At 69.0% G+C, this 21,497-nt stretch carries 23 protein-coding genes; 11 read left to right on the top strand and 12 right to left on the bottom strand.

Annotated features, from left to right (window positions below):
* The first annotated feature begins 1 nt into the window (after nt 1).
* From AB6807_RS18745 to AB6807_RS18730, 4 genes are all read left to right on the top strand, one after another.
* Nucleotides 2-844, top strand: a complete 843-nt coding sequence (locus AB6807_RS18745) for a basic amino acid ABC transporter substrate-binding protein (RefSeq protein ID WP_371085720.1) — start codon at nt 2-4, stop codon at nt 842-844.
* Between the two features lie 46 nt (nt 845-890).
* Nucleotides 891-1,850 (top strand): transglutaminase family protein, encoded by a 960-nt coding sequence (locus AB6807_RS18740; protein WP_116909848.1) that lies wholly within the window; start codon nt 891-893, stop codon nt 1,848-1,850.
* A complete protein-coding gene (locus AB6807_RS18735) occupies nt 1,847-2,305 on the top strand; it encodes a RidA family protein (RefSeq protein WP_108139200.1) in 459 nt (152 codons plus the stop codon). The genes AB6807_RS18740 and AB6807_RS18735 overlap by 4 nt, the downstream gene beginning before the upstream one ends.
* A gap of 82 nt (nt 2,306-2,387) precedes the next feature.
* The gene (locus AB6807_RS18730; protein ID WP_371085719.1) at nt 2,388-3,023 is read left to right on the top strand and encodes a nucleotidyltransferase family protein; all 636 of its coding nucleotides are present in this window, start codon (nt 2,388-2,390) and stop codon (nt 3,021-3,023) included.
* Here AB6807_RS18730 and AB6807_RS18725 read toward each other — a convergent pair.
* The 3 genes from AB6807_RS18725 to AB6807_RS18715 all read right to left on the bottom strand — a co-directional run bounded on the left by AB6807_RS18725 (nt 2,995) and on the right by AB6807_RS18715 (nt 6,007).
* The gene (locus AB6807_RS18725; RefSeq protein ID WP_371085718.1) at nt 2,995-4,020 is read right to left on the bottom strand and encodes a hypothetical protein; all 1,026 of its coding nucleotides are present in this window, start codon (nt 4,018-4,020) and stop codon (nt 2,995-2,997) included. The two genes, AB6807_RS18730 and AB6807_RS18725, sit on opposite strands and share 29 nt — an antisense overlap.
* Entirely contained in the window at nt 4,017-4,937 is a 921-nt protein-coding gene (locus AB6807_RS18720; protein WP_371085717.1) for a hypothetical protein, read from the bottom strand. The genes AB6807_RS18725 and AB6807_RS18720 overlap by 4 nt, the downstream gene beginning before the upstream one ends.
* A 179-nt stretch (nt 4,938-5,116) precedes the next feature.
* Nucleotides 5,117-6,007, bottom strand: coding sequence for a LysR family transcriptional regulator (locus AB6807_RS18715; RefSeq protein ID WP_371085716.1), 891 nt, complete (start codon nt 6,005-6,007; stop codon nt 5,117-5,119).
* Nucleotides 6,008-6,110: 103 nt separating this feature from the next.
* Here AB6807_RS18715 and AB6807_RS18710 point away from each other — a divergent pair, with 103 nt between their 5' ends.
* The 3 genes from AB6807_RS18710 to AB6807_RS18700 are packed head-to-tail and all read left to right on the top strand — an operon-like array spanning nt 6,111 to nt 8,321.
* Entirely contained in the window at nt 6,111-7,094 is a 984-nt protein-coding gene (locus AB6807_RS18710) for an aldo/keto reductase (RefSeq protein ID WP_371085715.1), read from the top strand.
* Nucleotides 7,095-7,136: 42 nt separating this feature from the next.
* Nucleotides 7,137-7,631: a cupin domain-containing protein gene (locus AB6807_RS18705; RefSeq protein ID WP_371085714.1), complete on the top strand. Its 495-nt coding sequence runs from the start codon at nt 7,137-7,139 to the stop codon at nt 7,629-7,631.
* Between the two features lie 33 nt (nt 7,632-7,664).
* Entirely contained in the window at nt 7,665-8,321 is a 657-nt protein-coding gene (locus AB6807_RS18700; RefSeq protein WP_371085713.1) for a dihydrofolate reductase family protein, read from the top strand.
* Between the two features lie 69 nt (nt 8,322-8,390).
* On the opposite strand, the gene AB6807_RS18695 is transcribed toward AB6807_RS18700, so the two are convergent.
* Complete coding sequence (locus AB6807_RS18695) at nt 8,391-8,993, bottom strand: DUF308 domain-containing protein (protein WP_371085712.1); 603 nt, start codon at nt 8,991-8,993, stop codon at nt 8,391-8,393.
* 245 nt (nt 8,994-9,238) lie between these two features.
* Between AB6807_RS18695 and AB6807_RS18690 the strand changes: the two genes are divergently transcribed.
* Nucleotides 9,239-10,723: an HD domain-containing phosphohydrolase gene (locus AB6807_RS18690; protein WP_371085711.1), complete on the top strand. Its 1,485-nt coding sequence runs from the start codon at nt 9,239-9,241 to the stop codon at nt 10,721-10,723.
* Between the two features lie 35 nt (nt 10,724-10,758).
* Here AB6807_RS18690 and AB6807_RS18685 read toward each other — a convergent pair whose 3' ends face one another.
* The 3 genes from AB6807_RS18685 to AB6807_RS18675 form a co-directional block, all read right to left on the bottom strand.
* Nucleotides 10,759-10,977: a hypothetical protein gene (locus AB6807_RS18685; protein ID WP_371085710.1), complete on the bottom strand. Its 219-nt coding sequence runs from the start codon at nt 10,975-10,977 to the stop codon at nt 10,759-10,761.
* 28 nt (nt 10,978-11,005) lie between these two features.
* Complete coding sequence (locus tag AB6807_RS18680; protein ID WP_371085709.1) at nt 11,006-11,326, bottom strand: hypothetical protein; 321 nt, start codon at nt 11,324-11,326, stop codon at nt 11,006-11,008.
* A 191-nt stretch (nt 11,327-11,517) separates the two neighbouring features.
* Entirely contained in the window at nt 11,518-12,126 is a 609-nt protein-coding gene (locus AB6807_RS18675; protein WP_371085708.1) for a TetR family transcriptional regulator, read from the bottom strand.
* 180 nt (nt 12,127-12,306) lie between these two features.
* On the opposite strand from AB6807_RS18675, the gene AB6807_RS18670 reads away from it, so the two are divergent.
* Nucleotides 12,307-13,029 carry an SDR family NAD(P)-dependent oxidoreductase gene (locus tag AB6807_RS18670; RefSeq protein WP_371085707.1) on the top strand — a complete coding sequence of 241 codons (723 nt, stop codon included), beginning with the start codon at nt 12,307-12,309 and terminating at the stop codon, nt 13,027-13,029.
* A gap of 203 nt (nt 13,030-13,232) precedes the next feature.
* Nucleotides 13,233-14,069, top strand: a complete 837-nt coding sequence (locus AB6807_RS18665; RefSeq protein ID WP_371085706.1) for an alpha/beta hydrolase — start codon at nt 13,233-13,235, stop codon at nt 14,067-14,069.
* A gap of 88 nt (nt 14,070-14,157) precedes the next feature.
* On the opposite strand, the gene AB6807_RS18660 is transcribed toward AB6807_RS18665, so the two are convergent.
* Entirely contained in the window at nt 14,158-15,081 is a 924-nt protein-coding gene (locus AB6807_RS18660) for an NAD(P)H-binding protein (protein WP_371085705.1), read from the bottom strand.
* Nucleotides 15,082-15,524: 443 nt separating this feature from the next.
* Nucleotides 15,525-16,400 (bottom strand): hypothetical protein, encoded by an 876-nt coding sequence (locus tag AB6807_RS18655; RefSeq protein ID WP_371085704.1) that lies wholly within the window; start codon nt 16,398-16,400, stop codon nt 15,525-15,527.
* Between the two features lie 156 nt (nt 16,401-16,556).
* Here AB6807_RS18655 and AB6807_RS18650 point away from each other — a divergent pair, with 156 nt between their 5' ends.
* On the top strand, nt 16,557-17,330 hold the full coding sequence (locus AB6807_RS18650; RefSeq protein WP_371085703.1) for a metallophosphoesterase: 774 nt from the start codon (nt 16,557-16,559) through the stop codon (nt 17,328-17,330).
* A 98-nt stretch (nt 17,331-17,428) separates the two neighbouring features.
* Here AB6807_RS18650 and AB6807_RS18645 read toward each other — a convergent pair whose 3' ends face one another.
* The 3 genes from AB6807_RS18645 to AB6807_RS18635 are packed head-to-tail and all read right to left on the bottom strand — an operon-like array spanning nt 17,429 to nt 21,227.
* Nucleotides 17,429-19,741, bottom strand: a complete 2,313-nt coding sequence (locus AB6807_RS18645) for a xanthine dehydrogenase family protein molybdopterin-binding subunit (RefSeq protein ID WP_371085702.1) — start codon at nt 19,739-19,741, stop codon at nt 17,429-17,431.
* Nucleotides 19,738-20,724 carry a xanthine dehydrogenase family protein subunit M gene (locus AB6807_RS18640; protein ID WP_371085701.1) on the bottom strand — a complete coding sequence of 329 codons (987 nt, stop codon included), beginning with the start codon at nt 20,722-20,724 and terminating at the stop codon, nt 19,738-19,740. The genes AB6807_RS18645 and AB6807_RS18640 overlap by 4 nt, the downstream gene beginning before the upstream one ends.
* Complete coding sequence (locus AB6807_RS18635; RefSeq protein WP_371085700.1) at nt 20,721-21,227, bottom strand: 2Fe-2S iron-sulfur cluster-binding protein; 507 nt, start codon at nt 21,225-21,227, stop codon at nt 20,721-20,723. The genes AB6807_RS18640 and AB6807_RS18635 overlap by 4 nt, the downstream gene beginning before the upstream one ends.
* Nucleotides 21,228-21,497: the final 270 nt, after the last annotated feature.

Below are 21,497 nucleotides of genomic sequence, written 5' to 3'. Positions count from 1 at the left end.
CATGTCAGGCATCGCCATCAACCGCCGCTTCGCCCTGGCCGCTTCGGGGCTGTGCACAGCCCTGGCCCTCACCGTGGCCCTTGCCGGTTGCGGCAAGCAGGAAAGCGCCACCCCCGCCGCCTCGAACGCCGCGCCGGCCGCACCCGCCGCGGTGCCCGCGCGCGTGCTGGTCGTCGGCACCGACGCCGCCTACACCCCCTTCGAGTCGCAGAACGACAAGGGCGACATCGTGGGCTTCGACATCGACGTGGTGAAGGCCGTGGCGCAGAAGGCCGGCATCGAGGTCAAGTTCGTCAACACGCCGTGGGAGGGCATCTTCAACGCGCTCGACCAGGGCGACCGCGACCTGCTGGTGTCGGCCATCACCATCACCGACGAGCGCCGCCAGACCATGGACTTCTCGCAGCCGTACTTCGACGCGAAGCAGCTCATTGCCGTGAAGAGCGATTCGCCCGTCGCCAGGTTCGACGACCTGAAGCCGCTGAAGGTGGGCGTACAGAACGGCACCACCGGCGACGAGGTGGTCGGCAAGCTGCTGGGCAAGTCGAGCACCGCCATCAAGCGCTTCGAGTCGACGCCGCTCGCGCTGAAGGAGCTGGAGGCCGGCGGCGTGCAGGCCGTGGTGGCCGACAACGGCGTGGTGGTGCACTACCTGGCCAACAACACGGCCGGCGGCTTCAAGACGGTGAGCGACGCGGGCTTTCCGGTCGAGAAATACGGCATCGCGGTGAAGAAGGGCAACGCCGCGCTGCTCGCGAAGATCAACCAGGGCCTCGAAGGCATTCGCGCCGACGGCACCTACGCCAAAATATTCGCCTCGCACTTCGGTGCCGAGGCGAAGTAGGCCGTTCCCTCTCACCTTCCCCACCCTTCTTCAGACCCCGCGCGCCATGCTCCTCCACGTCACCCACGAAACGCGCTACGAGTACGCGCCGCCGGTCGAGACGGCGCAGCACCTGGCCCACCTGAAGCCGCTGGCCACCGACTCGCAGCGCCTGGTGAGCCACAAGCTCGCCATCGAGCCGCCGCCCGCGCAGCGCGGCGAGCAGAACGACCTGTACGGCAACACGCGCGCCTTCTTCGCGCTCGAGGCCACGCACGACCGGCTGGTCGTCACGGCCGAGAGCGTGGTCGAAACCTCGGTGCCCGTGCTGTCGCCGAACGTGGCGCGCGAACTGCCCTGGGAGACCGTGCGCGAGCGCTTCCGCTTTCGCAAGGACGCCACGTTCGACGCGGCTTCGGAGTTCGTCTTTCCGTCGCCCTACGTGCCGCGCCACGACGACTTCGCGGCCTACGCGCGCGCCAGCTTCGTGCCCGGCCGGCCGGCCTTCGACGTCGCCATGAACCTCACCGAGCGCATGTACGACGACTTTGCGTACGACGCCGACAGCACCGAGATCAACACCCCCGCGGTCGAAGCGCTCGCGCAGCGCAAGGGCGTGTGCCAGGACTTCGCCCACATCATGATCGCGTGCTTTCGCACCATGGGCCTGCCCGCGCGCTACGTGAGCGGCTACCTGCTCACGCAGCCGCCGCCGGGCCAGCCGCGGCTGGTGGGCGCCGACGCCTCGCATGCGTGGGTGTCGGTGTACCTGCCCGGCGAAGCCAACGGCAGCCCCGGCGGCTGGGCCGACTTCGACCCCACCAACGGCCGCCAGCCGGGCGAGGACTACGTCACGCTGGCCATCGGGCGCGACTACTCCGACGTGTCTCCCATGCGCGGCGTACTCCATGGCGGCGCCCGGCACACGCTGCGTGTCGGCGTGACCGTGCAGCCCGTGGGGGAAGCCGAAGAGGCCGCCGAACAAAGCCGGACACAATCACTTTCCCAAGACAAGGAGTCTCCATGAGCGTTTACGACAAACTTTCCAGCCTCGGCATCACCCTTCCCCCGGTCTCGGCACCCGCCGCGGCCTACGTGCCCTTCGTGCAGACCGGCAACCTCGTGTTCCTGTCGGGCCACATCGCGAAGAAGGACGGCAAGGTCTGGGCCGGCCAGCTCGGCGCCAACATCACGACCGACGAAGGCAAGCAGGCCGCACGCGCCATCGCCATCGACCTGCTGGGCACGCTGCACGCGGCCGTGGGCGACCTGAACAAGGTCAAGCGCATCGTGAAGGTCATGAGCCTGGTGAACTCGGTCGGCACCTTCACCGAGCAGCACCTGGTGACCAACGGCGCCAGCGAGTTCTTCGCCGAAGTGTTCGGCCCTGAGAAGGGCGCGCATGCACGCAGCGCCTTCGGCGTGGCGCAGATCCCGATGGGTGCCTGCGTGGAAATCGAACTGATCGCCGAAGTGGGCTGATCGATCCGGCTTCGACAGCATCACGTTTTCGAGGCCTGGCGGCATTGGTCGCCAGGCCTTTTCTTATGGCTTCTCGCAAACCATGACATTGACCGCCACCGATTTCGTCGCCCAGGCCCTGCAAGACCCGGCCAACGCGGCCCTGCTCGAACGCCTGCCCGCGCTGGGCCTGCCGCAGGGCTTCCTGACCGCGGGCAGCCTCTTCCAGGCGACCTGGAACCGTGTCTCCGGCAAGCCGCCGGGCTGGGGCGTGAAGGACTACGACGTCTTCTACTTCGACGATTCGGACCTCTCGTGGGACGCCGAAGACGCCGTGATCCGCCGTGTGCACGACGCGGTGGCCGACCTGGGCGTGACCGTGGAGGTGAAGAACCAGGCGCGCGTGCACCTCTGGTACGAAGCACGCTTCAAGTCGCACTACCCGCGGCTGCGCAGCGCGCGCGACGGCATCGACCGCTACCTCATCGCGTGCACCCGCGTGGGCATCGCGCTGGCCGACCAAACGCTCCATGCGCCCGATGGGCTGGACGACCTGGCCGCGGGCGTGCTGCGCATGAACCCGCTGCTCCCCATGCGCGAGCTGTTCCTGAAGAAGGCCGGCGATTACCAGGCGCGGTGGCCGTGGCTGCAGGTCGTGCAGCCCGAAACCACCCGCGCCGATGAGGCGGCCACACCCGCCGATGAAGCGCCTACTTGCGCCTCCAGCTCGCCACGGTGATGAACACGCCGGTCTCCTTCGCGTCGCGCAGGCGCACGCTGTAGCGCGTGCCACCGTCGGTGCCGTTGAAGACGACTTCGCGCCCCTCCTGCTCCGGGTTCGCGTTCTTCGTGAGTTCCGCGTAGGTGTCGACCAGCGTGCCGAGCGCGGCGTAGCTGCGCAGCGTGACTTCGGCGTCGGGCAGCTCGGGCTCGTTGCGCTGCGAGCGTTGGTAGTCGGTGCGCATCGGCTTGCCTGCGAGGCCCTTGGGCAACACGATCTTGCCGGCGCTCGCCGAGCTGTTCACCTCGCCCGCCTGCACCAGCAGCCGATGCAGCGACGCGGGAAAGCCCGGCGGCAACTGGTCCTTGCGCCAGCCGGGCGCGTCGGGCTGGCCGGTGATGTATTCAACGCTTGCAATCTTCTGCGCGTCCGCTGCTTGTTCAGGGTCGTCGCTCTCGGCCATCGCTGCCGGGAACGCGGGCAGCTTCTTCGCCCAGGCGATCAGCGGCGCGGCATCGGCCTGCGGCGCGCCGGCGGGCTGGAAGATCGACAGCACGCTTTGCGGTGCCGGGTTGCACACATCGGGCGCGTCAGTTTTCGCGGCGGATGCGGGCGCGCGGCAGTGCCCGTTGACCAGCCCCAGCGCGATGAGCTTGCCCTCGGTGTCGATCAGCATCGCCGCGCGCTTCTCGCCATGGTCGCCGCCGTTGACCGACGCGAGCACCTTGCGCCCGTCGGGCCACACGGTGCGCGTGATGTCGTGCCGCGAGCGCATGCCTTCGAGCACCTGCTGCGCGATCAACGCATCGGGGTCGGTGAAGCTGCCGCGCGCGTAGCCCACCATGGCGATCACCGCGGCGCGAATGGCCGGCTGCTCGCTCAGCCGCAGCGGCGGCGCGGGCAGCTCGGTGGTCACGGGCGCGGATGCCTCGGGCACGGTGCCCTGTGCCTGCGCACCCAGCACGCAGGCGAACAGCAGCGACGCGGCGATGGTCTTCGACATCCGCGCGTTCATTGAGCCAGTTCCATTTCGATGTTCGTGATGGCGGGTATGCGGCGCCCGTGCGTCAGGTTGACCACGAAGGCCACGCCCTTGCTGCTGCCCGCGACGAAGCCGGTGGACACGCTCGCGTCGGAGACGAAGTCTTTCAGCGGCGGCGACAGCTGCTTGTAGAACGCGATCACCTGTTCGCGGCTGTCCGTGGTCTGCAGGCGCAGCACGCGCCCTGCCTTCGCATTGCTCACCGCCGACTGGGCGGTGGCGTTGAGCTGCGCGTTCGGGTACAGCGGCACCTGCGCCGAAAAGCCCTTGGGCCGCTTCGGCGCACGGGCGGCGGTGTGCGCGGCGTCGAGCACGATGAACTCGGTGCGCACGATCTTCTCTTCCTCGCCGGAGTCCAGGTCGTCCTTGGGCACCTGGGTGCTCCATGCCAGCAGCGGCTGCGCCTCGGCGCGGTCGACACCGGGGCGCAGGAACACCACCAGCTCGGCGTGCTGGTCGTCGCCACGGCAGCTCACCTTGCCGTCCACGCCGCAGCCGCGGTGCGCCAGCGCGGCGGCCAGCACCTCGCCGCTGCGGTCGTCGACGAGCACCGCGGCGCGCTCGGCGGCGCCGTTCATCCGGCGGTACGACGACAGCAGCCGCCGGTCGCTGGGCAAGGCCAGTTCCTTGCGGTGCATGGCGGTGGCCAGGCCGTCAATGAGCTGCTCGGCCACCAGGCCTTGCTCCCAGTAGTACGAGCCCGACGCCATGCCCGCGAAGCGCACCACGGCGCGGTCCAGCGCGGGCACAGGCTCGGCCTCCGAAGGGCCGCCGGCGTTCAGGAACGGAAGCGGTCCGGCCGCGAGGACCGGGCTCAGCGTGCACAGGGAAGCGACGAGAAAGGCGGAGGACAAGGAGGCGCGCAGCGCGAAGCGGAATCTGGAGGGCATCGAGACGAAAAAAAGAAAAACCGAGAAAGGAGCGTTGCGCTCCGTGCGGGCTGCATGCAGCCGCTTGGGGGGCGGATTCTAGAAGGCGGCCTCGATCACGTTGGTCCGGAATGGTTGTTGCCAAGCCGGCAGCGACGCAGCTACCGACGCAGCCACCGACCCCGCCCGCGCGCGCTTGTCTACTGCGTCTTCTCGAGGCGCAATGCCTCGACCACCAGCATCAACGCCTGCGAGGCCCGACGCGTCGCGTAGTAGAGGTGATAGCCGGGGTAGGTGATGGTCCAGCGGTTCAGCGTCGTCACCAGCCGCCCGGCCTCGATGTGCTCGTCGACAAGGTCTTGCGGCAGCCACGCCAGCCCATGCCCGGCAAGCGCCGCCTCGACGACCAGCTGGTTCTGGTTGAACACCAGCCGGCCCTTCACATGCACGTTGACCGCCCGCTTGCCCTGCCTGAACTCCCACGGCAGCAGGCCGCCGTAGGTCGGCAAGCGAAGCCCGATGCAATCGTGCTCGCCCAGGTCCTGCGGCGTCGACGGCTGCGGGTGGCGAGCGAAGTAGGCGGGGCTGCCGACGACCACGATGCGCATGTCCGGCGCCACGCGCACGGCGATCATGTTCTTGGCAACGTCGTCGCCCAGGCGAATGCCGATGTCGAAGCGCTCGCCGACGATGTCGGCGAACCGGTTGTCGCTGCTGATCTCCAGCTTGATCTCCGGGTACTTCGCAAGCCATGGCAGCAGCCGCGGCCAGACCAGGGTCCGCACCGCATGCTCGGTCGCCGTGATGCGCACCGTGCCGACCGGCTTGCCGCGCATCTCGCCGAGCGTGGCCAGCTCGGCCTCGATGTCTCCGAGCCGCGGCTCGACCGTGCGGTAGAGCGTTTCGCCCGCCTCGGTCGGGGCCACGCTGCGCGTGGTCCGGTTGAGCAGCTTCAGGTCGAGCCGCTTTTCCAGCGTGCGCACCGTCTGGCTCAGCGCCGACTGCGTCACGCCGAGCTTGGCGGCGGCGCGGGTGAAGCTCCCTTCGCGCACGACGGCCGCGAACGCCGCAAGGTCATCGAACCGGCCCATTGATCAGCTCCACTAATGATTGAATGCCAATTCAGCAGTCTAGTCTTTCAATGCCGGGGCGCCTAGATTCAATGGAGTCGCAACGCGCACAAGGAAACGCTTCATGAAAACCCGTCAACTCGGCCGCCACGGCCCCACCGTCTCTGCCCTGGGACTCGGCTGCATGGGCCTGAGCTACGGCTACGGCCCGGCGACCGGCACCACGGACGCCGTCAAGCTGATTCGCGCGGCCTTCGAGCGCGGCATCACCTTCTTCGACACCGCCGAAGCCTATGGCCCGTTCGTCAACGAAACCGTGGTGGGCGAAGCGCTGGCGCCAATGCGCGACCAGGTCGTGATCGCCACGAAATTCGGCTTTCGCGAAGGCGACACCGCCCAGGGCCTCGACAGCCGACCCGAACGCATCCGGCAGGTGGCCGACGCGGCGCTGAAGCGCCTTCGAACGGACCGCATCGATCTTTTCTACCAGCACCGCGTCGATCCGGCGGTGCCGATCGAGGACGTCGCCGGCACAGTCAAAGACCTGGTGCGCGAAGGCAAGGTGAAGCACTTCGGGCTCTCCGAGGCGGGCGCCGCCAGCATTCGCCGCGCCCACGCGGTGCACCCGGTCGCGGCCCTGCAAAGCGAGTATTCGCTGTGGTGGCGCGAGCCCGAGCAGGAGGTCCTCCCGCTGCTCGAAGAACTCGGCATCGGCTTCGTTCCTTTCAGCCCGCTCGGCAAGGGCTTCCTGACCGGCGCCATCGACCAGGCCACCGCGTTCGACGCGAGCGATTTCCGCAACACGGTGCCGCGCTTCTCGCCCGACGCGCGCCAGGCGAACCGCGCCCTGGTCGATGTGCTGGCCGGCATCGCGGCGCGCAGGCAGGTAACGCCCGCGCAGCTCGCGCTGGCATGGCTGCTTGCGCAGAAGCCCTGGATCGTGCCGATTCCCGGCACCACCAGGCTGGGCCGGCTCGAAGAAAACGCGGGCGCCGCGAGCGTCGTGCTGTCGGCGGACGACCTGCAGGAGATCGAGCTCGCCGTGTCGCGTGTTCCGGTGCAAGGGGCGCGCTACTCGGCGGACCGCCAGAAGCTGGTCGGCAAATAAGCGCCCGAAAAAGACAACGATCACACAACCCGCGAGACCCTCATGAAATCACTGATCGCCACCGCCACGCTCGCCCTCACGATGCTCGAGCCCGGCCTTGCCGCCGAACCCGGGCTGCGCGTCAGCCGCGCCGGCACGCGCGCCGTCAACAACGCGCCGGCCGAGAACTTCACCGGCAGCGTGAAGGTCGAGATGCTGTTCACACCGACCGGCCCCGACCGCGCCTCCGCCGGCAGCGTGAGCTTTTCGCCAGGCGCGCGCACCGCGTGGCACACGCACCCGCTCGGGCAACGGCTGGTCGTGACATCGGGCATCGGCCGCATCCAGCGCTGGGGCGGGCCGGTGGAGGAGATTCGCGTCGGCGACGTGATCGAGATTCCCCCGCACGTGAAGCACTGGCACGGCGCCGCACCCGACACCGCGATGACCCACATCGCGATCACCGAGATGCTCGACGGCAAGGCCGCCGACTGGCTTGAGAAGGTGGCGGACGAAGCACCGCAGCAGCAGCCACAACAACAGCCGCAGCGGCGCTAAACTGCCACCCCGCTTTTGCAGGAGACGATGGCCATGACCCGCTTGCTCGTTCGCAGCTTCGGCGTTTCGCTCGACGGCTTTGCCGCCGGCCCCGACCAGAGCCTGGAGAACCCCCTGGGCGTTCGCGGCCCCGAGCTCATGGACTGGTTCTTTCCCACGCGCGTCTGGCAGCAGATGCACAACCCGGGCGAGGCCACCGGCGAGGCCGGCATCGACAACGAGATCGCCGAGCAAGGCTTCGCGCAGATGGGCGCCTGGATCCTCGGGCGCAACATGTTCGGCCCGGTGCGCGGCCCCTGGCCCGACGACAGCTGGAAGGGCTGGTGGGGCGACGAGCCGCCGTACCACGTGCCCGTCTTCGTGCTGACCCACCATGCCCGCCCACCGCTGGCGATGCAGGGCGGCACCACCTTCCATTTCGTCACCGGCGGCATCCACGAGGCGCTGGCGCTGGCGAAGGCCGCGGCGGGCGAACGCGACGTGCGCGTGGGCGGCGGCGCGGCGACGGTGCGCGAATACCTGAAGGCCGGGCTCATCGACGAGTTGCACCTGGCCGTGCGCCCGGTGCTGCTGGGCAAGGGCGAGGCGCTGTTCGCGGGCCTGGACCTGCCGGCGCTGGGCTACCGCTGCGAACGGCAGGTGGCCGGCGAGCGCGCCACGCACATGTTCCTGCGCCGCAGCGCGCCTTGAGGTAACGAGCGGCCCGGGTGTCGGCGAGGTCCTGTCACGATCTCGTCGGCTTCAGCTTCAGCTTCAGCATCAACCCTCGCGCGCCACGCCGCCGACGCCGCCCTTGGCCTGCCGGAACAGGATGACAAGCCCCGACAACAGAAAGTACACCGCCCCGACCGCCGCATAGCCGCCGAAGGTCTGCACCACGGGCGCCGCGCTGCCCTGCTGCGCGATGAAGAACGCCCCGGCCAGCGCGGACTGCGCGCCGCTCAGCATCATCACCCACTGCCCCTTGTCGCTCTTGCGGCGACGGATGGCGGTGGCCAGTTGCAGCAGCCCCGCGACGATGGCCCAGCCACCGAAGATCACCAAAATGATCTGCATCCCCAGCACCAGCGAAGCCACCACGGCCACCGTGACCAGCCCGCTCATCCAGGCGTTCAGGATCTGCGTGGGGTTCGCTTTCGCGCCCCCGCTCATCCTCGCGTCCAGCAGGTTGGCCAGCGCGTCCCACGCGGGGTACACGACCAGCAAGCCGCTGGCGAGCGCGGGCGAGCCCTTGGCCACGGTGAACGCGAGCGCGACCCACGCGAAGGAAAAGGCGGCGCGAACGAAGTAGAGCTTGCGCAGCCATGCGGCGCGCTGCGGAGGGGACAGGGGAGGCAAAGGGGACAGATGGGTGTTGGACATGGTGTGGGCGGCGAGACCGCGAGATCGGTAGAAAGATCGCAACCCCATTGGCGGGGCCGGTGCAACAGATTCTGTTCAGGCCGCCCCCGACGCGGTATCGGTCGAATGACCGACAAGCCCCGAAAAACAGCGGCTGTGCGATGCTGGGCCTTCGCCTTCGCCTTCGCCTTCGCCTTTGCCTCCGCCTCCGCCTCCGCCTCCGCCTCCGCCACCCTGAGCCTCTGAACCACCCGCTGCTGCATTCCATGCCCGACGACACGACCATTGCCGTTTTCGACGCGGTCCGCGCGCTCGCCTTCATCGGCGACCTCAGCATGGGCCAGCCGACCGACCATTCGCTGCGCACCGCGTGGCTCGCCGAAATGATCGCGACGGCGGCCGGCTGCGAGGCCTCGCAGGTCGAGGCCGCCCGCCACGTCGCGCTGCTGCGCTGGTCGGGCTGCACGGCCAATGCCCAGGAGTTCGCGGACTTCATGGAAGACGACGTGCAGGGGCGAAGCGCCCTGCTCGCCTCGCAAAAGCCGCGTGCGGCGCAGCAGCCGCCGCGCAGCGTGCCGCTGCCCGACGGCATGCTGGCCATGGCGACCATCCATTGCGAGATTGCCGGCGACATCGCGAACACGCTGCGCCTGGGCCCCGACACCGAAGCCGCGCTGCGCGCCATCTTCGAGACCTACGACGGCGGCGGCGTGCCCGGCCTGCTGCAAGGCGACGATGTGCCGCTGGCCACGTACGTGGTGGCCCTGGCGAGCGACCTCGAGATCTTCAGCCGCCTGTACGGCCTCGACCAGGCGCTGGCGCTGGCCCACGGGCGCGCGAACAGCGTCTACCCCGGCTTTCTCGTGGACGCCAGCACGCCGCAGGTCGCTGCGTGGATGAAGGCGCTGGACGCCGCCGTGCCGCCATGGACCGACGTTGCCGACCCGCCCGCTTCGATGCGCGAGCGCATCGGCCTGGAGCTGGTGGGCGACGTGATCGACCTCAAGCTCCCGTGGATGACGGGCTACTCGCGCCGCGTGGCGCAACTGGCGCGCGACTGCAGCGTGCGCGCCGGCCTGGACGAGGCCCTGTGCCAACGCACCTACAAGGCGGGGCTGATCCACGGCATCGGGCGCGCGTCGGTGCCCAACGCCATCTGGAACGCGCCCGAGCCGCTGCCGGCCTCGTCGCTGGAGCGCCTGCGGCTCGTGCCTTACTGGACCTCGCGCGCGGCCGGGCAAGTCGACGGGCTCGCGCTCGAAGCGGAAATCGCGTCCTTCGCTTTCGAGCGGCGCGACGGCTCCGGCTACTTTCGCGGGCGTTCGGGCACTGCCATGCCGCTGGAGGGGCAGATCGTCGCCGCGGCCGAGCAATGGGTTTCCCTGCGCACGCGCCGGCCATGGCGCGATGCGTTCACCGAAACACAGGCACTCGATCGCATGAGGGAAGAGGTGGCGGCGGGCCGCTTCGACCAGGCAGTCGTCGATGCGCTGTTCGCCAGCGTTCTGTCGCACGCGACCGCCAAGCCCGTGGTGCCGGCGGCACCGGTGCGCGGCGAGCAGCCGCTTTCAGAGCGCGAACTGGAGGTGCTGCGCTGCATCGCCCGGGGCGAGAACACCAAGCAGGTGGCGCGTGCGCTGGACATCAGCCCGCGCACGGTGCGAACGCATGTCGAGCGCCTGTTCCTCAAGCTCGAATGCTCGACGCGCGCGGCCGCGACGTTGAAGGCGGCGACCCGGGGGCTTATCTGAAGTGAGGCCGGCCCGCAGGGGCGCGGCTGGCGCGGCTATTGCGGGGCGAGGCTGGTGGAGCCATCCCGCAGGTCCACCACGCTTCTTGCCGCGGCCTGCGCCTCGGCGCGTGCGGAAGGCTCGTCCATCGCGGGCGAGGCGCGGAGCGAAACCAGCTTTCCGCCGTCGATGCGGAATTCCCACCCGAACCTGTCGCCGTTGTTGAACGCGCTGACCAGGATGCGGTGACCGCGGTAGTCGAACTGTTCTTCCATCTGTTGCGCTCCAGGCCGGTGCCTGCGCTCAGCCCATCGCGCTTTCTTCATGCACCCCGTGCGCGGGCGCACCGGCGCGCTGCCAGCGAGAAATGGAAGGGCCATTCGACAGCCGCGCCTGGAACTTGGCGACCGTCTCCAGAAGTTGGCGCTCGCAAATCTCCGCCGCCAACCTGTCGCTGAACTCCGCCCACTCGACAAGACCTTGTTGCTCCGATCGGCCGCGCCCCGCCGCGCTGTGGCCGCGCGTGGCTTGCGTGAAGGCGAACACGAAATCGGTGTCACGCCCGTAGTGCTCGACCAACTGGCTGGGGACGGCGACTTCGACTCGGTACGTGGTTTCAATCATGGTCTCTCCTGATCGGCTTGTGCTCGGCTTGTGCCCGTCGTGTGTTCGGCGTGCACTCGCGAACAGCGCTCCGGCGCGTGTATACATCCGGGATTCGATAGCAAATCTAGCCATCCGGGCCAAGGCTGTCTATGGGACAGGTTTGTTCGCCTGTCCCATCAATCGGACCACTGGCAGGGCAAGGCCACCCCTCATGCCCGTGCCTGTACGCACGCCTGGATGGCCTCGCCGGCGAGCGCGGCGAGCTTTCGCTGCGAGGCGTCGGCCAGCGTGGGCGAGTCGAGCAGGTGACGCATGGTTGCCAGCCCGATCACATACGACCCGATCAGCGCCGCGCGAAGCTCCGCATTCCGCCCCCGGAGCTTTTTTGCCAGCGGCGCAACAAACTCCGCGTGAAACTGCGCGCTGACCGTCGCTGCGGTTTCAGGGCTCGCCGCTGCCAGGATCAAGAGCCGCAGGGCATTGAAACCGTCGTCGGTCGAACCCTCGTCGTCCGCGCGGCCCTCCGCCATCACGCCTTTCACCAGGAACTCGCCCAGTGTGTCGAGCGACTCCGGAAGGTGCTCTTCGACACGGAATGCGCCCTGCACCACCTCGGCGAACAGCATTTCCTTGTTGCCGAAATAGCGGTTGACAAGCGCCGCGTCGACGCCCGCGGCGCGGCCTATTTCGCGAACACCGACGTTTTCGTAGCTGCGGCGCGAGAAGCAGGCGCGCGCCGCCTCGAGGATGCGGCCACGGGTTTCGGTCGCGTTGCGCGACGCAACGGCTTCCGTCGACTTGGGCACGGCTTCGGTCATGTCTTCCTGGTCCATTTTTTCGGGCATTCAGAGATTATGTCATCGCTTGTTGACATTGAATCCCGCAACAGTCAAACTTCATGTCATCAGTCGTTGACTTGACTGCAATCCACAGCACGCTCACCTGCGCCGAGCGACAAAGGAGTCGAAGAAATGTTGGATCGAAAGCTCGACGGCAAGGTGGTCGTCATCACCGGTGGCAGCAGCGGCGTCGGCCTTGCAACCGCCCGCCTGTTCATCGCGCACGGCGCGCGCATCGCGATCGCGGGGCGCAGTGAAGAGACTCTGCAGTCGGCGCGCGAAGCCTTGGGCGGCAACGTTCTCGCGGTGCGGACAGACGTCGGCCGCGCGGCCGACCTCCGGGCGCTCATGAACACGGTTCACGATGCGCTCGGCCCCATCGACGTTCTTTTCGCCAATGCGGGAATCTCGGAATGCCCCGACATCTTCGAGACCGGCGAAGCCTTCTTCGACGAGGTGATGCACACCAACGTGAAGGGAGTGTTCTACGCGTTCACCGAAGCCTTCGCATTGATGTCCGAGGGCGCGAACGCGGTGTTCACCAGCTCGGTGGTGCAACAGCGCGGGCGACCGGGCGACGTGCTGTATGCGGCATCGAAGGCCGCGGTGCGCAGCCTTGCGCGGACGCTTGCCGCCGATGAGCGCGTGTTGGCCAAGCAGGTGCGCGTCAACGTGGTGAGCCCTGGCGCCATCGAGACGCCACTGACCGCCGCCGCGACGGCGGACCCGGAGGTGCGCGCCTGGGTCGAAGCGCAGGTGCCCATGGGCCGCTGGGGGCAGGCGGACGAGGTTGCCAAGGCCGTGCTGTTCCTGGCGTCTTCCGACGCCAGCTACCTGACCGCGGGAGAAATTGCCATCGACGGCGGGCTGGGGCAAATCTGATGCACGACCGGCCGTCACCCTCAGTGGCCGCAGGCCGCCCGGCCGACGGGCACCCAGGAACAGCCCGAGCGCCAGCGCTGGCACCGGCCCGCATGAAGTTGTCCGCAAGGTGGGGCGCATACGCCCTTCGTGCAGCCTTCTGGCTGTTTCCTCGGACGCCCCGGCAGCTGACGTTTCGGGGCGGCGACATCGCGCCCAGCCGGATGACCGTGACGACGCGCCATGGCCCGGTGCGTTGCGACGTGTACCGCGCCCCCGAAACCGGGCCGGGCGCGCCACCGCCACCCGTCTATGTGAACTTCCACGGCGGCGCCTTCATCGTTCGCGAGCCACGGCAGGACGCGCACGCGTGCCGCTTCATTGCAGCGACCACGGGGGCCGTGGTGATCAATGTGGACTACGCCACCGCACCGGCTGTGCAATACCCCGTTGCCGAGCAGCAGGCCGCGGACGTGCTCGCGTGGGTGCAGCAGCACGGCCGCTCGCGGGGATGGAACACCGAAGAGATCGTCGTCGGAGGATTCAGCGCGGGCGCCAAGCTCGCGGTCAACGTCTGCCAGCAGATCCGCGACGATGGCGGACGAATGCCGCTCGGCCTCGTCGCCTGCTATCCCGCGTTGAACATGACGCTGCCTCCCGGATCGCGCTTGGAGACGGTGCCGGAAGCGAGATGGGCGGGCCGGCCCGGTCCCGCGGTCGCGCCCTGGCTCATCAAGCTCATGTACGACAGCTACTTTGCACAGGCCATGCGCCGCCACGAGCCGTTGGCATCGCCCGAACTCGATACCGACCTCGCGGCTTTCCCGATGACCCTCGTGCTGACGGGCGCCCTGGACTCGGTGGCCGCTGAAGCGAAGCGCTTTGCCGCGTCGCTCGCGCGCAGCGGCGTCGACGTGCGCCACCGCGGCTTCGAGAACAGCGACCACGGCATGACGCACAACCTGCCCGCGGACCTGGCCAGGGAAGCGCTCGAACTCGTCGCGGAGCACATCGCGCAGGCGTTCGCGATGCACCGTTCGTCCGGGTACTTCGCTTCATAGAAGCGACGCTTGCGTTCAGCGCCGCATCGTTTCCGGTCCGTTCTTCACGCCACGCCGCGCAGAACGGCTCCGCCGGGCTGCCGCGTCGCTATGCCCCGAGGATCACCGCCCGGTGCGCCTGCAGAAACGCCCGCATGCCGGTCGGCGCCCGTCCAGGCAGCGCCCGCAACAGCTCGCGCAGGTCGCTGCCCGGTATCTCCATGTCGCCGCTTGCCGTGCTGCGGTCCATGCCGGCGAAAACGCGGGCCATGCCTGGCGAGGCACCGCATGCGAGCCATGCCGCCTCGAGCTGGTCGGGCATCGTTTCGACGGCCTCGATGGGCGTGCCAAGCACCTCCGATGCCATCGACGCCAGCGCATGGGCGTCCAGCGCTTCTTCGCCCGCCACGGACAGCACGCGGCGTCCGTCGAAGCCGTCCACCAGCGCCGCCGCCGCGGCTGCGGCGCAGTCGGCGCGCGCGACCAGGGTCATGCGCCCACGGCCCGGCGCGCACGGCAGCCGGCCGCTTCGGCGAGCCAGCGGCAGGGTCGCGAGCAAAAGCTCGGCATAGAAAGCGTTGCGCAGGATGCTGAAGCCCGCCTGCCCTTCGCGCAGCACCTGCTCGGTGGCGGCGTGGTCGGCGGCCACAGGCCCGGGCTTGGCCACGCCGGCCGTGGCGAACGACGTGTACACCACGTGCTGCACACCGCAGCGCCTGGCCGCCTCGATGGCATTGCCGTGCTGCGTGACACGGCGTGGCGGTGCATCGGGTGTGTTGGTGCTCACCAGCAGCATGCGCGTCGCGCCCGCGAAGGCGGCGTCGAGCGAGCCGGGCTGGTCGAAGTCGGCGAAGCGCACCGACACGCCGCGCGCCGCCAGGTCGTCCAGCTGGCGGGGTTGGCGGGTGCTTGCAATGAGGGGCACGCGGGGCCGGTGGCGCAACAGCAGCTCGATCACCTGGCGCGCGAGCGCGCCGGAGCCGCCGCTGACCAACAACGCGCCGCCGGTGGAAGTGGAATCAATGGAAGTCATGAGAAAAGTCTTTCGTGTACGGAGCGCGCGTTTCAACGCTTCAGCGCTCCACGCGATTCGGTCGCTTGCCTCCAGGCAATCAGGCGCACGGGCGTACAGGCGTACAGGCGTACCGACACGTGCCGCTTGCACGAGGCAAGCGAACAGACCTGAATGAGAGGAGGCGATGAAGCCGGAAGCACCCGCACGCATCAAGGCGCGGGCGGCCTCCGGAAATCAGCGAAAGACAATGCGCATGAAGGCATCTTCGCACGCGGGCATGAAGGGTGAGATGCCGTGCCGAATAGAGCAACGGTTACGAACACGGCGCTCGAAAAAATTGCGGGCATGCCGCAAGCGAAAGCGCGGCATCTCGAAGGCCACGTTAAGGGGTACCTAGACGCTCCCCCTCGGGTGAAACCCCCGTTGTCGAAACCGGAAGCGCCGGACCTGCACGGGCGTCTTCAACCGCCCGGCTCGTCAGGCTTCTTCGTCCCGGCGTGCGGCTGCCGTGCCGCGATGGCCTCGGTCCACACCGCCACGTCTTCGGCCGTCATGGTGCTGACGGGTGTGAGGCGCCCGTCGACATAGCCCAGCCGTTCGACGTCGTGCAGGTACTGCTCGCGCGACAGCAGGGTGCCGGCGCACACATGCGCGTCAGGCCCGCCGGGCGCCTGGGTCTCGCGTGCCAGCCGCTCGGTCAGCTCCAGCATCACCCAGGCGGGCACGTGGTCGCGCTCGCCGGGGTAGATGTAGCCGAACAGCGCCAGGTGCGCGAGCAGCACGCGCCAGTGCCCGCCGAAGCGCTCCAGCAGGCTGTGCCAGTCCAGCCGCTGCGCGTTGACCTGCAGCAGGTGCGCGATGTCTCCGCCGTCGTAGCGCTCGCGCTCCATGATGAAGGCCTTCGACAGCAGGCAGTCCTCGATGTTGGCCACCCGCACCGGCACGCCGAGGATCTCGGCCGTGCAGTTGTCGCGAAACCAGCGGTCGTCCACCGGCATCAGGCCGTTGCCCGAATTGAAGATCAGGTCGATGAACTCCGGCCCCTGCTCCGGCCCCTGGTAAATCTTGGCGAGCCAGTGCGGAAAGGTCGTCTCGGTGCGGCAGCCCAGCGGCGCCATCAGTTGCGCGATGCGCTCGCAGTCGTCGCGGCAAATGAACAGATCCAGGTCCTTGGTCGAACGGCGGATGCCGGTGTAGCAAGCCTGGGCAAAGGCGCCCCCCACCAGGAACCGGATGCCCGCGCCGTTCAGCGCGCGCAGCGTCTGCCGGTAGAAGTCGGCCACGCCGGGCTCGATCTCCTTTTCCAGCGACGGCGCAAGGGCGGTGACGGGGCTCATGGAAAGCGAAGCTACTTGCGCGCGGCGCACCGCGGCGCAAAGCAAACGGCCTCATCGAACGTCGGCGGGCGCCTACAGCCGTTGCGGGAGGGTGCCGATGAGCGCAGGCCGCGCGCGGGCGCAGGCTGAAGACAAACGATCGAACGCGAAACGCCCATGTCCAACCCCAAATCCTCCTCCCACGTGCGGTTCGCCGCGGTCGGCGACATCCATGTGCACAAGGACTCCGCAGGCACCTTGCGCAGCTTCTTCGCCCAGGCCTCCGACGAAGCCGACGCCCTGCTGCTGTGCGGCGACCTGACCGACTACGGCACCGCCGAAGAGGCCAGGGTGCTGGCCGAGGAACTGGGCTCCGTGTCCGTTCCCATCGTCGCGGTGCTGGGCAACCACGATTTCGAGTCGGGCACGCCCGAGGTGGTGGTGGAGGCGCTCGCGCAGGCGGGCGTTCGCATGCTCGACGGCTCGGCCTGCGAGATCGACGGCGTGGGCATTGCCGGCGTCAAGGGTTTCGGCGGCGGCTTCGGGCGCGGCTCGCTGGGGGCGTGGGGCGAACCGGCGATCAAGCTCTTCGTGCAGGAGGCGCTCAACGAGGCGATGAAGCTCGAATCGGCCCTGGCCAAGCTGCGCACGCGCCGTCGCATCGCCGTGCTGCATTACTCGCCCATCGTGGGAACGGTGCAGGGCGAGCCGGCGGAGATCTTTCCGTTCCTGGGCAGCAGCCGGCTCGAGGAGCCGCTGCTGCGCTACCCCATCGATGCGGTGTTCCACGGCCATGCGCACCGCGGCACGCTGCAGGGGCGCACCATCAATGGCGTGCCGGTATACAACGTGGCCAAGCCGCTGCTGCAGCGCAGCCGGCCCGATGTGCCGCCCTTCTTCCTCTACAAAGTGCCGCGCGAGCCGGCTGAGGAAGTTGCAGGAAGCACGTAGGGCACACAAGGCACAGAGCACCCAAGGCGCCGAGGCCTTGCGGGTGCGAAAGAGGCGCGGCCGCGGGCAGTTGCTGGCGCCTGCCGCGCGGGCGGCTGCTACATCAACTTGTCCAACGTAATCGGCAGCGAGCGAACGCGCTTCCCGCAGGCGTTGAACACCGCATTCGCCACCGCCGCGCCCACGCCGGTGATGCCGATCTCGCCCACGCCGCGCGCGCCCATCGGCGAATGCGGGTCGGGAATGTCGGTCCACATCACGTCGATCTCGGGCACGTCCATGTGCACCGGCACGTGGTAGTCGCTGAGGTTGGCGTTCATGATGCGGCCGTTGCGCTCGTCGAACGCCGTTTCCTCCATCAGCGCCAGGCCCAGCCCCATGACGATGCCGCCGCGAAACTGGCTGGACGCTGTCTTGGCGTTCAGGATGCGCCCGCAGTCGAACGAGCCCAGGAAGCGGCTGACCCGCACCTCGCCCGTGACCGCGTTCACCCGCACCTCGCAGAACATGGCGCCGTGCGAATGCATCGACCAGTGCTGCACCTCCAGCGGCGGCGGGGCGCTGGCCTCGCCGACCAGCTGCGCGCGCCCGGCCTGCGAGAGGATGGCCGCATAGCTCTCGAAACGCTCCGGCTCGTCGAGCTTGCCGAGGCCGCCGTCGCGCCCGACCACCTCGTCGGGCTTCAGGCCGTGCAGGGGCGAGCCCTTGTCGCACAGCTTCAGCAGTTGCGCGAAGAGTTCGTGCTGCGCGGCCATCACCGCGCTGCCGATGGCCGCCGACTGCTGCGAGCCGCCCGCGAGCACCACGCCCGGAAAGCGCGAATCGCCATGGCAGAACTTCACCTTCTCCATGGGCAGCCCGAGCCGCTCGGCCGTGACCTGGGTCTGCGCGGTGGCGGTGCCCATGCCCATTTCATGCGCGGCGATCTCGACCATGGCGTGGCCGTTGCTGTCGAGCGTGATGCGCGCCGCGCCGCCCGGCATGCGGTAGTAGGGGTACGTGGCGGTGGCGCAACCCATGCCGACCCACCACTCCCCTTCGCGCCGCGTGCCGGGCGTGGCGCTGCGCCGGCTCCAGCCGAAACGCTCCGCGCCGGCGCGGTAGGCCTCCACGACGTTGCGTGACGAGAAGGGCGCGCCCGTGGTCGGGTCCTTCTCGGGCTCGTTGCGCAGGCGCAGCGCGATCGGGTCCATCTGCATGGCGTGGGCCAGCTCGTCGATGGCGCTTTCGAGCCCGAAGGTGCCGACCGATTCGCCGGGCGCGCGCATGAAGGTGTTGGCCAGCATGTCGAGCGTTGCCACCTCCACGTCGAGCTTGAAGCTGCCCGCCGCGTAGGCCGAGCGCGCCGGCAGGATGAAGGGCTCGGGCATGTTGTTGTGCTCGGTCATGGTCACCATGCCGGTGTGGATGAGCGCGTCGAAGCCGCCGTCGGCCTGCGCGCCGAGGGCCACGCGCTGCTCGGTGCTGGTTCGCCCGCCCACCACGCGGTACACGCCTTCGCGCGTGAGCATGATGCGCACCGGCCGGCCCGCGAGCTTCGAGGCCGCCGCGGCCAGCACGTGGTGGCGCCACAGCGTCTTGCCGCCGAAGCCGCCGCCCACGTAGGGCGAGGTGACGTGCACCTGCTTCTCGTCGAGCCCGAAGATGTCGGCCATCGACCACGCCATGTGCGCCACGGCCTGCGAGGCGTCGTGGATCATCAGCTCGTCCCCGTTCCACGCCAGCGTGGCCGCATGCAGCTCGATGGCGTTGTGGTTGTGGCGCGGCGTGGTGTAGGTCACGTCGACCCGGTGCGGTGCGGCGGCCAGCGCCGCTTCGGCATCGCCGATCTCCAGCTTGAGCGGCTCGCCCTGGAAGGTGCCGGGCTGCGTGCCCTTGGCCCTGGCCGCGGCAACGGAAGTGGTGGCCGGCGCGCTGTCGTACACAACGCGCACCAGCGACTTCGCATGGTCGGCCTGCTCCTGCGTGTGCGCCAGCACCACCGCGACCGGCTGGCCGTTCCAGTGCACCTGGTCGTCCTGCAGCACCGGCAGGTCGTCGCCGCCGGCGGCCTTGTCCTTGGACATGAAGAGCGGCATGGGCTTCATGCGCGGTGCGTTCTCGTGCGTCATCACCAGCACCACGCCGGGCGCCGCCTGTGCCGCGCTGGTGTCCATGCTGGCGATGCGCCCGCGCGGCACCGTGCTGTAGACGAGCGCGGCGTAGACCATGCCTTCCATCGGGAACTCGGCCGCGAAACGCGCCTGGCCCTGCACCTTCAGCGGGCCGTCGAGGCGCGAGACCGGCGCGCCGATCAGGCCGGTGTTGCGCGCGATCAGCGGGTCGGGTTTTCCGCCGGGCATCCACGCGTCGGGCGCGAGGGCAATGGCTTTTTTCATGACCGCCTGGACGGCCTCTTGAATGACGCTCATGCTTGCATCTCCTTCAGTTCGCCGAGCACGGCGGTGATCGCGCGTGCGGCCAGTTCCACCTTGAATGCGTTGTCTCGCAGCGGCTGCGCGGCCGCCAGTTCGGCCTGCGCCGCGGCGCGGAAGGCCTCCGCGCTGGCCGGCTTGCCGCGCAGCGCGTCTTCGGCCTTCCATGCGCGCCAGGGCTTGTGCGCCACGCCGCCGAGGGCGATGCGCACGTCTTTCACGGTGTCGCCGTCGAGCTCCAGCGCGGCCGCCACGGACACCAGCGCGAAGGCGTAGCTCGAGCGGTCGCGCACCTTGCGGTAGGTCGAGCGCGCCGCGAATGGCAGCGCCGGCAGCTCGACGGCGGTGATGAGTTCGCCGGGCTCCAGCAGCGTCTCCGCTTCCGGATGGTCTTCGGGCAGGCGATGCAGGTCGGTGAACGCCAGCGTGCGTTCGCCGCGCGCGTTGCGCAGGTGCACCACGGCGCCCAGCGCCGCCAGCGCCACGCACATGTCGGAGGGGTGCGTGGCCACGCAGCTTGCGGAAGCACCCAGGATGGCGTGATAGCGGTTGAAGCCGTCGACCGCGTCGCACCCCTGGCCCGGGCTGCGCTTGTTGCAGCGCGAGCCCTCGTCGTCGTAGAAATACGCGCAACGCGTTCGTTGCAGCATGTTGCCGCCGACGGTCGCCATGTTGCGTATCTGCGCCGACGCGCCGGCGGTGATGGCGCGGGCCAGCACCGGGTAGCGCGCGCGCACCGCGGTGTGCGAGGCGAGCGCGGTGTTGCGGGTCGCGGAGCCGATCAGCAGGCTGCCGTCGTCGCGCTCGTCGATTTCGCACGACAGGCCCGTCACATCGACCAGCGAGACCGGGTGCTCGATGGTCTCGCGCATCAGGTCGACCAGGTTGGTGCCGCCGCCGAGGTACTTGGCCCCCGGCTGGCCGCCGCGCTGCAGGGCATCGCCCGCGTCCTGCGCGCGCACGTAGGTGAAGGGGTTCATGTGGGTGCCCCCTCGAAGGTTTCGGCGATGGCCGCGACGATGCCGTTGTAGGCACCGCAGCGGCACAGGTTGCCGCTCATGCGTTCACGCAGCTCGTCGTGCGTGAGCGCGATGGTCGGCGTACAGAGGTCGCCCGTGACATGGCTGGGCACGCCCTGTCGCAGCTCGCGCGCCATGCCCACGGCCGAACAGATCTGCCCCGGCGTGCAGTAGCCGCACTGGAAGCCGTCGTGCTCGACGAAGGCCTTCTGCAGCGGATGCAGCTCGCCTTGCGGGGCGAGCCCTTCGACGGTGGTGACCGAGCGGCCCTGGCACTGCACGGCCAGCGACAGGCACGACAGCACGCGCTCGCCGTCGACCAGCACGGTGCACGCGCCGCACGCGCCCTGGTTGCAGCCCTTCTTGGCGCCGAACAGATGCAGATGCTCCCGCAGGAGATCGAGCAACGAAACCCGCGGATCGTCCGGCAGCTCGACCGGCGCTCCGTTGATGGTGATGGACATGTGCTTCCTCGTGGGGTTGAGGGTTGAGGTGAGGGGTAAACAGTTGTCACAGCGCTGCGTGGCGATGCGATCGACTTCCCTGGGACCTTTGTCTTAGCACGCCCGAATGCGCGGCGGCGTCAGCATTTTTCTTCACCGGGTAGGGCACTGCGCTGGCAAGCGCGGCTGCTAAGTGCGGCCGGCCAAGGAGGCCGGCACGCACGGCCCCGGCCACGCACAAACGTGGTGCTTGCCGTGCCGACGCACGCCCTTGTTCAGCCCTGTCCTACG

It is taken from the genome of Variovorax sp. RCC_210, assembly GCF_041355175.1.
Lineage (GTDB): Bacteria > Pseudomonadota > Gammaproteobacteria > Burkholderiales > Burkholderiaceae_C > Variovorax.
This window is presented reverse-complemented; position numbering and strand designations above follow the sequence as displayed.

What these genes read in the sequence shown, in the direction of transcription:
- AB6807_RS18745 (WP_371085720.1), top strand. Translation starts at nt 2, where the DNA reads ATGTCAGGCATCGCCATCAACCGCCGCTTCGCCCTGGCCGCTTCGGGG.
- AB6807_RS18645 (WP_371085702.1), bottom strand. Translation starts at nt 19,741, where the DNA reads ATGAGCGTCATTCAAGAGGCCGTCCAGGCGGTCATGAAAAAAGCCATT.
- AB6807_RS18690 (WP_371085711.1), top strand. Translation starts at nt 9,239, where the DNA reads ATGCCCGACGACACGACCATTGCCGTTTTCGACGCGGTCCGCGCGCTC.
- AB6807_RS18655 (WP_371085704.1), bottom strand. Translation starts at nt 16,400, where the DNA reads ATGAGCCCCGTCACCGCCCTTGCGCCGTCGCTGGAAAAGGAGATCGAG.
- AB6807_RS18735 (WP_108139200.1), top strand. Translation starts at nt 1,847, where the DNA reads ATGAGCGTTTACGACAAACTTTCCAGCCTCGGCATCACCCTTCCCCCG.
- AB6807_RS18730 (WP_371085719.1), top strand. Translation starts at nt 2,388, where the DNA reads ATGACATTGACCGCCACCGATTTCGTCGCCCAGGCCCTGCAAGACCCG.
- AB6807_RS18700 (WP_371085713.1), top strand. Translation starts at nt 7,665, where the DNA reads ATGACCCGCTTGCTCGTTCGCAGCTTCGGCGTTTCGCTCGACGGCTTT.
- AB6807_RS18650 (WP_371085703.1), top strand. Translation starts at nt 16,557, where the DNA reads ATGTCCAACCCCAAATCCTCCTCCCACGTGCGGTTCGCCGCGGTCGGC.
- AB6807_RS18640 (WP_371085701.1), bottom strand. Translation starts at nt 20,724, where the DNA reads ATGAACCCCTTCACCTACGTGCGCGCGCAGGACGCGGGCGATGCCCTG.
- AB6807_RS18675 (WP_371085708.1), bottom strand. Translation starts at nt 12,126, where the DNA reads ATGACCGAAGCCGTGCCCAAGTCGACGGAAGCCGTTGCGTCGCGCAAC.
- AB6807_RS18710 (WP_371085715.1), top strand. Translation starts at nt 6,111, where the DNA reads ATGAAAACCCGTCAACTCGGCCGCCACGGCCCCACCGTCTCTGCCCTG.
- AB6807_RS18715 (WP_371085716.1), bottom strand. Translation starts at nt 6,007, where the DNA reads ATGGGCCGGTTCGATGACCTTGCGGCGTTCGCGGCCGTCGTGCGCGAA.
- AB6807_RS18680 (WP_371085709.1), bottom strand. Translation starts at nt 11,326, where the DNA reads ATGATTGAAACCACGTACCGAGTCGAAGTCGCCGTCCCCAGCCAGTTG.
- AB6807_RS18660 (WP_371085705.1), bottom strand. Translation starts at nt 15,081, where the DNA reads ATGACTTCCATTGATTCCACTTCCACCGGCGGCGCGTTGTTGGTCAGC.
- AB6807_RS18695 (WP_371085712.1), bottom strand. Translation starts at nt 8,993, where the DNA reads ATGTCCAACACCCATCTGTCCCCTTTGCCTCCCCTGTCCCCTCCGCAG.
- AB6807_RS18720 (WP_371085717.1), bottom strand. Translation starts at nt 4,937, where the DNA reads ATGCCCTCCAGATTCCGCTTCGCGCTGCGCGCCTCCTTGTCCTCCGCC.
- AB6807_RS18665 (WP_371085706.1), top strand. Translation starts at nt 13,233, where the DNA reads ATGACCGTGACGACGCGCCATGGCCCGGTGCGTTGCGACGTGTACCGC.
- AB6807_RS18740 (WP_116909848.1), top strand. Translation starts at nt 891, where the DNA reads ATGCTCCTCCACGTCACCCACGAAACGCGCTACGAGTACGCGCCGCCG.
- AB6807_RS18725 (WP_371085718.1), bottom strand. Translation starts at nt 4,020, where the DNA reads ATGAACGCGCGGATGTCGAAGACCATCGCCGCGTCGCTGCTGTTCGCC.
- AB6807_RS18705 (WP_371085714.1), top strand. Translation starts at nt 7,137, where the DNA reads ATGAAATCACTGATCGCCACCGCCACGCTCGCCCTCACGATGCTCGAG.
- AB6807_RS18635 (WP_371085700.1), bottom strand. Translation starts at nt 21,227, where the DNA reads ATGTCCATCACCATCAACGGAGCGCCGGTCGAGCTGCCGGACGATCCG.
- AB6807_RS18685 (WP_371085710.1), bottom strand. Translation starts at nt 10,977, where the DNA reads ATGGAAGAACAGTTCGACTACCGCGGTCACCGCATCCTGGTCAGCGCG.